Raw genomic sequence first — 12,097 nt, 5'->3', positions numbered from 1 at the left:
CTACCGTCACGGTCGTCGGGCGCCGCCCGGAGGGGAACTGAAGACCGCCCGGGCCCGCGCGATGTCGGCCAGGACCTCATCTCGTTCGGCTGCGGAATTCCAGCCGGGGTGACGCTCGACTTGCGGAACCAACTGATCGAGCCACTGGAGGAAGTATCCGGCGTCGGCCGCCGACCAGATCGGGGTCCCGCCCACTTCGACGTAGATCGGGCTGGTGGTTCCGAACGGATAGATGTCGAGCGTGGGATGGCGGGCCCGGCGCGAGAACGCCCGGACCGAGAACCAACTGCTCTGCTCCACGGTCAGGCTCACGGTGGCGTCGGCGGAGGTGCGGGAGGCACCGAGATCGACCGAGTGCACCACCCGCCCGTTTTGAATCACCTGGAGGGAGTCGACCTCGACGATCGACCGGAGCGCCAACCTGGCCACGAGCCGGTGGCGGCCCGCGGGCAGCTTAAACGTGCTCCCGATTGCCTGTCCGCCCAGCGTAAAGGTGAGCAGCGGGCCGTTGCTGACCATGGTCCGGCCAGCCTTCAAGGCCGCAAGCCAGCGCCGGTAGTCGAGGGTTCCGCTTTGGACGAACACCCGCCCCATGCCGACGGGGCCGCGGAGGGACGCGTAGTTGGCCATCGCATCGGTCCCGGCCCCCGCCGGAAGCTTGATCCCGGTATTGAGCAGCCGGTACCAGATCTCGGCGGTTGCCAAGTGATCGCTGAAGCCGACGATTTCGAGGTAGTCGATTTTACCTAACGCCGCATCGACCGGAAATCCGATCGTGGTGATCTCACCCTTGGAAAAGTCGGGGACCGATTCGAACGGATGGACGTAGCCGGTGATACCGCCCTGGGATCGGGCCACCTCGAACACCTTGGTGTTATGCGGAAACAGGCTGGCGGCCGCGGTATTGGTATAGCCGGCATAGGCCGGCATCACGAAATGCCGGGTCAAGCCGAGCAGACTGGAGTGGCCCCAATAGCTGGTGTGGTATTCCTGATCGTGCTTGATCAGGGTGGTGGCCGTCGACACCGGATCAAGCGCGGCCCCGAAGTACTCGATGTCCGGAACCCGGGCCTCCTTGTTCACCACCAGATTCTCTACCACGTGCAGATCCTCGGCCTCGGCCTGGAATCGGAGTCGCGCCGGCGTGTTCCGGTAGTGGCCGCCGTAATTCATGTGGGCGTGGAGATCGCCGCTGTACCATCCCTGAGCCGGGAAATCGATCAGCCGCCGGAGCCGGACTCGATGAGCGGCGGGCCGGCCGGTGACCGTGACGGTGTCCACCTCGCGAGCGTACTCGAGCCCCTTGGTCGTCTCCACGATGTACCGGCCCGCAGGCAGATCGAGTCGGCTGGAACCGGCACTATGGAAATAGGTGAACTCGAACCGGCGATCGGCCCGGTCGAAGCCGTCGTCGGCGTGGGCCCAGGCATCCTCGGGAAAATGGCCCCGGCCGTCCGGACCGGTGACCGAAACCCGGGCCGCTATCGGCCGGCCGGTTCTGTCCACGACCGAAATCGTGAGCGGCACGGCATTGGTCCGATAGCGCCGAATCCGGGCCGCCACGGTCGTAATGTCGCCGCCCGGCACCGAGATCACCTGGAGCGCCGTATTTCCCGTGCGGTTGCTGATGAACGCGATCTTGGTCCCATCAGGCGACCAGCGCGGATTGGTGACGTCGAAGCTTCCGTACGTCAACTGAAATGGATCGCCGCCTTCGCCGGTCATCAGCCAGAGCTGATTCCACTGGCGGCCGAGATAGGAACTGTAGACGACCCGCTTCCCGTCACGGGACCAATCGGGCCGGCCCTTCCAGGTGGTTTCTTCGAACCAGATCGGCCGGGGCACGGCACCGGGCCGGGCATCCATCCGCCAGAATCCGCCGCTACCCCAGATCCGGCCCGCGTTCGAAACCAAAATGAGTTCGCGCCCGTCCGGCGACCAAGTCGGGCTGATGAAGTGATCGAACGGGCCGTAGTAGTACCGCGGGAGTCCGCTGTCGTGATCGGTCGTGATCCGGACCGGCACCCGCCCGGCGCCGTCCTCCAGCGTAAAGACGTGCCAGCGGCCTTCGAATGCGGTCGACACGAAGACCACCTTCGATCCGTCCGGCGACCATCGGGGTTCGACGTTGACGGCCTGATTGCTGACCAACGGCGACTCCGCCCCCGTGGTCAGGTCGAGGACCCGGAGTTCCACTTGATCGTTCCGATACGACGAATAGACCACCCGGCGGCCGTCGGGCGAGACGTCGGGCTGGTAGTCATAGCCCGGTCCATCCGTCAGCTGGGTGGCGGTCTCGCTGCCTAACGTCTGCCGCCAGAGCGTCCCGGCCATCGAGTAGACCACCGACCGGCCATCCGGCATCCAGGCCGCCCACCCGGGGCCGGTGGTGACCTGGGGGAGATACATCTCGCGGAAGTAATAGCTGTGGGGAACCGCGATTTGTTTGAGGACCGTCTCACGCTGGGCCGCGAGCGGCGTCACCGCTGCACCCGCCACGATCCCGATCAGCAGGGCGCGGGTCGTCACGCCGATGCCGGCTCGACGATGATGGTCCGACTTTGTTCCCGCATGAACTGCTGGAGATAGTAGGGCCCGCAGCCGCCTTTGCCGGACGACCCGCTCCCCTTCCAGCCGGTAAAGGGCTGCGACCCCGGCCACGCCCCGGTGGTGGCACCCGATCGTTTGTTGATGTAGCAGACACCGGCCTCGATCGTGTCGAGGAACCGCTCGACCTCCGCCGGTTCTTTCGAGAAGAACCCCGCCGTCAGGCCATACTCGGCCGCGTTGGCCTCCGCCACCGCCTGCTCAAGCGAGTCGACCTCGCCGACCGCCAAGAACGGCAGGAAAAACTCGTCGAAGAAGAGCCGGCTCTCGAGCGGCAGCGTGGCGATGGTCGGGGCCACGTAGTACCCATGGTCGAACCCGGGGCCGGTCAACCGTTTGCCGCCCAGCAAGACGGTACCGGTGGCCCGCGCCTCGGCGACGACGGCCAGGTACCGCTCCAAACCCCGGGGGTTGATGACCGGGCCATACCAGTTCTGCCGCTCAGTCGGATCGCCGATGACGATTTGCTCCGTCCGGGCCACCAGTCGTTCCAGGAACGCCGCGGCCACCTCGCGGTGGACATACACCCGGGAGGTGGCGCTGCACTTCTGCCCTTGGAGTCCAAAGGCCGACTTCATCGCCCCTTCGGCGGCCGCGTCGAGATCGGCCGAAGGCATGACGATGGTGGCGTTCTTGCCGCCGAGCTCCATCAAGCACGGCTTGACGAAGTCCTTCGACAGGCCGTGGAAGATCCGCATCCCGACTTGCTTCGACCCGGTGAACACCACGCCGTCCACACCCGGGTGCTGCCAGAGCCCGTCCCCGATGTCTTCCCGGTGGCCGGTGAGGAAGTTGATCACCCCCGAGGGAACGCCGGCATCGCGATAGATCTCGTACAACTGATAGCCGGTCCAGCAGGTGTCCTCGGCGGGCTTGAAGATCACCGCATTGCCGGCCATCAGCGCCGCGCCCGACATCCCGGCGGACAGGGCCAGCGGAAAATTGAACGGCGCGATACAGGCAAACACGCCATACGGCCGCTGGACGTCGGTGTTGTGCTCGATCGGCGTCAGATTGTGCATCGGCCGGACGAATCCGTTGGCCTGCTCCATCTGATCGGCGTAATAGTCGATCAGATCCGCCCCTTCCTCGGCGTCGCCGATCGATTCCATCCGGTTCTTGCCGACCTCGATGCTCATCAAGGCCGCCAAGGCAAACCGGCGCTCCCGGATCAACGCCGCGGCCCGGCGCATGATGACCAGGCGGTCGCGCCAGGGCATCCGGCCCCACGCCACCTGGGCCCGTTTAGCGCTGGCCACCGCTTGGTCGACGTGCTCAGCCGTTCCCGCGGAAAACGTCGCCAGCACGGTCCGGGTATCGATCGGGCTGGTATCGACGATGGCGTTCTGCCGAACCTCGATCCGGTCGCCGCCGATGACCAAGGGATAGAACCCGCCGAACTGGCTCCGGATCGTCCCGAGCGCTCGGTCGAATTCGCGGTGGAACGCCTCCATGTCGACGTTGGTGGTCGTGTAGGTGATCTTGCCGATGGCCGTCGTCATCCCGCGCTCCCTAACTCAAGGACTGAGACACAACGTCGAGCGCCCGGCCGAACCGGGCGATCATTTCATCCATCTCGGCGTCCGTCACCACGAACGGCGGCGCCAGGCAGACCAGATCGCCGGCCGTGCCGTCGGCCTGCCCCACGTTGGGCCAGACGATCAGCCCGGCGTCGAGCGCCGCATCGGTCACTCGCTCGGCGATCTTGGCCTTCCGGGGGTACGGTGCCTTGGTGCCCCGATCGGCCACGAATTCGATTCCGGCCAACAACCCCCGGCCCCGGACATCACCGACGAGTGGATGTCGGCGAATTGGCTCGAGCAGTTGGTGCAACCGGCTGCCCATGGTGCGACTTCGGGCGATCAAGTCGTGTTTCTTGATGTAGCGGACCGCGGCCAGGCCGGCCGCGCACATCATCGGCGTATGGGTGAAGGTCTGGGCATGAATGACCGACCCGGAACTCCTGGCAATCGGATCGAGAATCCGCTCCGAGGCCACCACCGCAGACAGGGCCGCGTACCCGCCGCTGATGCCTTTGCCCATCGTCATCAGATCCGGCACCACGCCGTACTGCTCGACCGCCGTCCAGGTGCCGGTCCGCCCCGCCCCGCACAACACTTCGTCGGCAATCCAGAGCACGCCATGCTTCGAGCACGCCTCCCGAATGGCCCGCCAGTACTCGGGACGCGGCACCGAGGCGCCGGTGGACGATCCACCGACCGTCTCGCCGATGAACGCCGCCACCGTCTCGGGACCCTCGGCCAGGATGGCCGCCTCCACGAGCTGTCCGGTGCAGCGCGAACAGTCGGGAGCCCCGGCACAATCGCACCGATAGGCGTAGGGCGCCGGCACCGGCACCACCGGGATCAGCCACTCCTTGAACATGACCTTGTAGTGCTGGCGGGCCGACGCCGACAACGCCAGCATGGTGTTCCCGTGATACCCCGGCGAGAGAGCAATGATCTTGTGCTTACCGGGCTTCCCGGTCTCCACCCAATACTGCCGGGCCAGCTTGAGGGCCGCCTCCACCGCATCGGAACCGCTGGTCAGGAAATAGAATTTGTCGAGATCGCCGACCGAGAGAGTCTTGAGCTCCGCGGCCAAGTCTTCGACGGCGTCGTTGGTAAACGCCATCCCGTTGACGTAGGCAACCTTCCGAATCTGCTCGGCCACTTGGTCGACGATTTCGGCCACCCCGTGACCCAGATTGGCCACATAGGCGCCACCCGACCCGTCGAGATAGTCCTTGCCGGACTCGTCAAACAGCCGAGAGCCCTCGCCCCGAACCACTTTCAGGAAGGGACGGTCGAGCTTCCGGTAGATCACGGAGGTGTCGGGGTAGCGGTATGCCATAGGATGGCCATAGCTTAACCCCGAAATCCCCGTTCGTACAACCGAACCCGGCCGGCCTTCGGCTCGCATCGAGGCAAAGATCCCAATGCGAATTGTCGGATTATTGACCGCCGTTACTTTGATGGCCCGATCACTTTTTGGACAAGTGGTCGACTCCGCTGTTGCCATCCCGATGCGGGACGGCGTGATCCTCCGGGCCACGATCATCAAGCCGGCCCGGGTCGGACGCTTCCCGGTCCTGGTCTACCGAACGCCCTATGGGGCCGCGTCCGCCGTCACTACGTATTCGATCTTTCGGCGGGCTGTTGAGCGGGGCTACGCGGTGGTGGCCCAGGACGTCCGGGGCCGGTACCGCTCGGACGGCGAGTTCGACCCTTACCGCCAGGAACGCCACGACGGGTACGACACCATCGAATGGGCCGGGACAGAGCCGTGGTCGGACGGCAACGTCGGGACGTTCGGCCTGTCCTATCCGGGCGCGGTCCAGTGGCTGGCCGCCATCGAGCACCCGCCCCACTTGAAGGCCATGGTCCCGGCCATGACGTACTCGAGCGCCCGGAATTTCTGGTACGCCGGCGGGCTCCCCGACCTGTCGTGGCCGTCCTGGATCTGGTTCAACATCGCCCCCGACGTGCGGCGCCGGAACAACCTGCCCGGCCCCCGCACCTCCCGGGAGGCCGACTCGACCTGGAAGCTCCTCGGCGACTCGCTCGTCAACCGGCTCCCGCTGACCAACGTGCCTGAGTTGGCCCAGGTGGCGCCGTGGTACCTGGAATGGCTGGCCCATCCCCCGAACGATCCGTGGTGGGACTGGACCGACCTGACCACCAAGTACGGTACGGTCACGGCCGCGGTGCTCAACATCAGCGGGTGGCATGATGACAATTACGGTCCCGAAGGCGCCCTCACCAATCATCGGGGCCTCCTTGCCGCTCGGGCCGGCGCACCCGACCCTCGAACCCAACTGATCCTGGGCCCCTGGGTCCACGGCGTGGCCGGCATGACCAATCGCACCGCCCAAGCCAAGTCCGGCGAACGGGTATTTGGCGCCACGGCCGGCATCGACTACGACGATGAAATCCTCCGATTCATGGACCGCTATCTCCGCGGCATCGCCAACGGCGCCGACCAGACCCCGAGGTTCCGCCTCTTCATCATGGGCGAGAACACTTGGATCACCAGCAACACCTGGCCGATTCCAGGCACCACCCCCCTCCGCCTCAACCTCACCCCCGGGGCCCTGTCGGAACGCCGAGCGCCGAGTGCCGAGCGCCGAGTCCCGAGCAACCCAACCCCAGTCAGGGACCCGTACGCCGGAAAGAGCGGCGCCCACGACTACCGCACGCTGGCCGGGCATCCCGACGTCCTGGTCTTCGACACCGCCCCGTTCGAGGCCGATCTTCGGGTGGCCGGCAACATTACGGCAACCCTCTATGTCAGTACCGACGCTCCCGACGCCGACGTGTGGCTTCGACTCTTCGACGTGGGCCCCGACGGCACCGCCTGGAATCTGATGAGCCCGGGTCTCGACGTCCGCCGCCTGTCAACCCGGCCTGGTGCCACGCCGTTGGTTCCAGGCCAACCAGTCAAGGTCGAGCTGACCGACCTCATCACCGGCAATCAGTTCAAGCGGGGCCACAAGCTCCGAGTCGTGTTCTCCACCAGTTTCATGCCGTACTTCAGCCGGAACCTCAACACCGGCCGTTCCGAAACCGAGTCGGCCGTGTTTCGGCCGGCCACCGTCACGCTCCATTTCGGGCGGGACTATCCTTCTCACATCATCCTTCCGGTCCTCCCATGATGTCGACTCGACTCTCGATCCTCGGCGCCGCGTTCATCCTCCAGGGTTGCCGTCCGACCCCGCCCGCCGATGTGGTGCTGAAGAACACTGCCGTCTACACCATGGCCAGCCCCGACCCGGCCGAGGCCATTGCGATCCGGGGCGACAAGATCGTATTCGTCGGCACCAACGCGGCGGTTGACGGATTCGTCGGCGACTCGACGGAAGTGTTCGACTTGGGCGGGCGGATGGTGATGCCGGGCTTCCGGGACGTTCACGTCCACCCGCAATCGGGGATCGGGTTGTCCGATTGCCATTTCGAAGGGCTCGAAACCGCCAAAGCGGTAGTGGACTCGGTGGCACGGTGTGTGGCGGGGGCCAAGCCGGGGGCCTGGGTGCGGGGCCGCGGGTGGGCTCTACCGGTTTTCCCGAACGGCAACCCGAACAAGGCTCTGCTGGACCAAGTGGCGCCGGACAACCCGGTGTACCTCACCGCGGCCGATGGCCACTCCGCCTGGGTCAACTCCAAGGCCCTCGAACTGGCCGGCGTTACCAAGGCAACCCCGGATCCCGTCAACGGCCGGATCGAACGCGACGGGGCCGGCAATCCGTCGGGCACGCTCCGCGAGAACGCCAATGACCTGGTCGCCAAGTTTCTTCCACCGTACAGCCTGGAGGAACGGAAGGCGGGGCTAGTGCGGGGGCTCCGGCTGGCCAACGAGTTGGGCATCACCACCGTCCACGACGCCTCGGCGGGCCCCGAGGCGCTCGAGGCCTACGCGGCTCTGGACTTGGAGGGCAACCTGACCAGCCGGGTCATTGCCGCGCAGTACGTTGATCCGGAGAAACCCGTCTCGCAGGTCGACTCCCTGGTGGCCTGGCGCCAGCGGTTCAAGAGTTCCAAATATTACCGGCCCGATGCCGCCAAGTTTTTTGCCGACGGCGTCATCGAAGCCAAGACGGCGGCGACCCTGGCGCCGTATCTCAATAGCGGTGACAACCGGGGCGTCGCCAACTTTCGCCAGGGCCAGCTCGATTCGTTGATGATGGCCGTCGACAAGGCCGGGATTCAGATCCACGTCCATGCCATCGGCGACCGCGGCATCCGGATGGGGCTCGACGCGTATGAACGGACCCGCCAAGCCAACGGACCTCGCGACGCCCGCCCGATCATCGCCCACATCCAGCTCTTCGATCCGGCCGACATTCCCCGGTTCAACGCGTTAGGCGTCATTGCGAGCTTTCAGCCGCTCTGGGCCTTTGCCGACAAGTACATCACCGACCTGACCATTCCGATCCTCGGGCCGGAGCGCTCCCGTTGGCTCTACCCGATCGCCTCGGTGGCGAAGAGCGGCGCCGTTCTGGCCAGCGGCAGCGACTGGACCGTGTCGTCGCTCAACCCGCTCGAGGCGATTCAGGTGGCGATTACCCGCCGGGGTCCGACCGATTCGGCGGGGCCGGCCTGGATTCCCGAGGAAGTGGTAGACCTGACGACCATGCTCAAGTCCTACACCACGGGCGCGGCCTTTGCCGGATTCGATGACAAGACCAACGGCACGCTCGAGGTGGGCCGGGCAGCGGACCTGATCGTCCTGGACCGGGATCTCTACCGCATTCCCGTCACCGACATCCACAAAGCCCGGGTGCTGCTCACGATCATGGACGGCAAGACGGTGTACACCGACAAGGCGCTCAAGTAACCGGCTCGAGCTTCCGCCCGGCCAGCTGCCGGTTGAATCCTTCGAGATCGGCGGCCATCAACGCGCCGAGGGCCGTCAGGTGGCGTCCCAGATCGGTCGCCAGTTCCTTGAACACCACCAACGCACCATCGGTCGGCTTCGCGTCGCCGCTCTCGATACTTCGGCGCAGCGCGGCCATCCGATTGCTGAGCCGGATCGGGAAGTTGAGCAAATCCTGACTGGATCGGCTTCGCCCTTGATAGAGCTCGTCCTCGATGGCGGTCAACTTCTGCTTGAGGCCGGCCGCGGCGGTTGCCAAGGCCGGCGCCTTGGCAACCCGGTCGTCGATGGCATCCTTGATGGCCCGGATCCGGATCACCGCGCGAATGGCGCTGTCTTCCTGATCCCGGATGCTCGAGGCCAATCGGAACTGGGCTTTGAGATCGTCATCGGTGACCCCGATCAGCCGGGGATCCCGCCGGACCTCGAACGGGGTCGTTTTGGTAACCCCTGCCGCGGTGAGCCGAATCTGGTAGGTACCCGGAGGAGCCACCGGGCCGGCCTCCGGACGGGCGCCCCACATGATCATGCAGAGAAACTCCGCCGACCCCTCGTACCGGCCGTCCCAGACAAATCGATTGAGGCCGGCTTTGCCCGGCGGCATCGGCTGGGGCCGGGGCCGGACGTCGCACCCCATCCGGTCCAACGCCGCCGAATCGGCCCGGAACTGCGTGCTGTCCACTTTGGCGAGCCCAACAAAACTTCGGATGACCGCACCGGACTGATCGAGCACCTCGAGCCGCACGGTGTCGGCGGGGCGTTCGAGATAGTAGTGAACCGAGGCGGGGTACACCCCCCGAACCGCGGTCCGGGGCCCGAACAGGGCAACGGCCTGTTTCGCAATGCCTGGTCCAAGCTCACGGAGGAAGCCGATGTCTTCGAGCAGCCACATCGACCGGCCGTGGGTGGCAATGACCAGATCGTTCTCCTCGACCACGAGATCGGGAATCTGAACGTCCGGCAAGTTGAGCGACAACGACTGCCACCGGGTGCCCGCATCCCACGACACGTAGATCCCGTGCTCGGTGCCGGCATAGAGGAGGCCCGGCCGCTTGGGATCTTCGCGCACCGCGTGGACGTACGCATCGGCGCGGATCCCGTCGACGGTTTTGGTCCAGGTAGTTCCGTAGTCGGTGGTCTTGAAGACGTAGGGCGCCCGGTCGTCGAGCTGGTAGCGTTTGGCCGCCACGTAGGCGGTGCCGGGCTGGTGACGCGACGCTTCGATCAAGCTGATCCGGGCAAAGGCCGGCAGGTCCTTCGGCGTAATGTTCTTCCAAGTCGTGCCGCCGTCACGGGTAATCTGCACCAAGCCGTCGTCCGACCCGGTCCAAATCGTGTTGATGTCGTGGAACGACGGCGCGATGGAGAAAATCGTCCCATAGATCTCGGGCCCGTTCATGTCATGGGTAATCGGGCCGCCGGAAAGGCCTAACGTATTCGGATCGGCCCGGGTCAGGTCGGGGCTGATCCGGTCCCACGATTGACCGTCGTTGACGGTCTTCCAAAGGTGTTGGGAGGAGGTGTAGATGACGTTCGGATCAATCGGCGAGAAGACAATCGGATAGGTCCACTGCCACCGTTCCGGCAAGGCGCTGGCCGGTTCGCCCGAGAAGAACCGGGGATACACCTGCACATCCCGGATCTGGCCATTACTCCGGTCGTACCGGGTCAACAACGCGCCTTGGCTTCCCGCAAAGAACACGTTCGAGTTTCTCGGATCCGGCGCGATGTACCCGCTTTCGCCACCGCCCACGTCATACATGAAATCGCCGGGCGCCATCAGGCCGGTCAGATGGTCCCATCCGGCCGGCGCCACGCAGAAGGTGCTGTTGTCCTGCTGCGCCCCGCAGACGTGATAGGGAAAATCCTTGGTCGTGGCCACCCGATAGGCCTGGGCCGTCGGATACGCCAGCGAGGTCCAGGTGGCGCCGCCGTTGACGGTCACCGAACCGCCGCCATCGCTCGAATTCAAGATCCGCTGGTTGTTGTTCGGGTCGATCCAGAGATCGTGGTAATCACCGTGCGGGGCGTCATAGTTCTTGAACGTGACCCCGCCGTCATCGGATCGATGGAAATCGACGTTGAGCACGTAGACCCGGTCTTTGAGCTTGGGGTCGGCGTAGATCCGGGAGTAGTAGAACGCCCGCTGGCGGAGTTTTCGCTCCTGGTTGACCCGCTTCCAGGTGGCCCCCGCGTCGTCCGACCGGAAAACCCCGCCCGAATCGTTCTCGATGATGGCCCAGACCCGATTCGGCGCCGCCCCCGACGCCGTCACGCCGATCTTGCCGATCAGCCCCTTCGGCATGCCCGGATTCCGGGTCAGTTCAGTCCACGTGTCGCCGCCGTCAGTGGATTTGAACAAGCCGCTACCCACCCCGCCGCTCGAACTCTTCCACGGGGTCCGGTACGCCTGCCAGAGCGAGGCATACAGCACATTCGGATTCCGGGGGTCGATGGTCAGATCGACCGCCGCGGTGGAATCGTTCCGGAACAGAACCCGCTCCCAATGCTTCCCGCCGTCCTTCGACCGGAAAACACCTCGCTCGCTACTCGGCGCATACGGCTTCCCGAACGCGGCCACGTACACCAGGTCCGGATTCATCGGATCGACCCGGACCCTCGCAATCGCTTGGACGCCGCCGAGCCCCGCGGGTTTCCAGGTCTTGCCCCCGTCCAGGCTCTTGTACACGCCATCGCCCTGCATGATGTTGCCGCGAAACTCCGTCTCGCCCATGCCGATATAGACGACGTCGGGGTTCGACTCCGAAACCGCCACGCCGCCCACCGACGAACTCTTGATCTGGCCGTCGGTCACCGGCCGCCAGGACAGACCGCCGTCCGTGGTTTTCCAGAGGCCGCCGCCCACCGCGCCGAAGTAGTACTCGTTCGGCCGGCTCGGACTTCCCGATCCGGCGATTGACCGGCCCCCGCGATTGGGGCCGATGTTGCGCCACGATTTCCCCTGGAAATAGCTGGAATCAACGGTCTGCGTCTGGCCCACCGACGTCGCCAGCAGTAGGCCGGCGCCGACAAGCGAGAGGGTTCTCATCATGATGGTCTCGGAGTTCGAAGTGACGGGTAAGCTATCGCGGAACATCGTCTCGTTCCAGCCATCGTG

6 protein-coding genes are annotated in these 12,097 nt (G+C 65.4%); 2 read left to right on the top strand and 4 right to left on the bottom strand.

Translation table 11 applies throughout. The annotated features are described in order from the left end of the window. Positions 1–6: 6 nt before the first annotated feature. The 3 genes from EXR94_06105 to EXR94_06095 are packed head-to-tail and all read right to left on the bottom strand — an operon-like array spanning position 7 to position 5,667. A complete protein-coding gene (locus tag EXR94_06105) occupies positions 7–2,529 on the bottom strand; it encodes a hypothetical protein (protein MSR02297.1) in 2,523 nt (840 codons plus the stop codon). Further along, positions 2,526–4,109 carry an aldehyde dehydrogenase family protein gene (locus tag EXR94_06100; protein ID MSR02296.1) on the bottom strand — a complete coding sequence of 528 codons (1,584 nt, stop codon included), beginning with the start codon at positions 4,107–4,109 and terminating at the stop codon, positions 2,526–2,528. The genes EXR94_06105 and EXR94_06100 overlap by 4 nt, the downstream gene beginning before the upstream one ends. A 10-nt stretch (positions 4,110–4,119) precedes the next feature. Next, positions 4,120–5,667, bottom strand: coding sequence for an aspartate aminotransferase family protein (locus EXR94_06095; GenBank protein MSR02295.1), 1,548 nt, complete (start codon positions 5,665–5,667; stop codon positions 4,120–4,122). Here EXR94_06095 and EXR94_06090 point away from each other — a divergent pair. Beyond that, positions 5,546–7,261, top strand: a complete 1,716-nt coding sequence (locus EXR94_06090; protein MSR02294.1) for a CocE/NonD family hydrolase — start codon at positions 5,546–5,548, stop codon at positions 7,259–7,261. The two genes, EXR94_06095 and EXR94_06090, sit on opposite strands and share 122 nt — an antisense overlap. Further along, complete coding sequence (locus EXR94_06085; protein MSR02293.1) at positions 7,258–8,940, top strand: amidohydrolase; 1,683 nt, start codon at positions 7,258–7,260, stop codon at positions 8,938–8,940. Before EXR94_06090 ends, EXR94_06085 begins: the two co-directional genes overlap by 4 nt. Here the strand turns inward: EXR94_06085 and EXR94_06080 are convergent. Beyond that, positions 8,933–12,031: a glycosyl hydrolase gene (locus tag EXR94_06080; protein MSR02292.1), complete on the bottom strand. Its 3,099-nt coding sequence runs from the start codon at positions 12,029–12,031 to the stop codon at positions 8,933–8,935. The two genes, EXR94_06085 and EXR94_06080, sit on opposite strands and share 8 nt — an antisense overlap. Positions 12,032–12,097: the final 66 nt, after the last annotated feature.

This window comes from Gemmatimonadota bacterium, assembly GCA_009692115.1.
GTDB lineage: Bacteria > Gemmatimonadota > Gemmatimonadetes > Gemmatimonadales > GWC2-71-9 > SHZU01.
The sequence above is the reverse complement of the archived record's forward strand: the minus strand, read 5'-3'. Positions and strand labels throughout refer to the sequence as shown.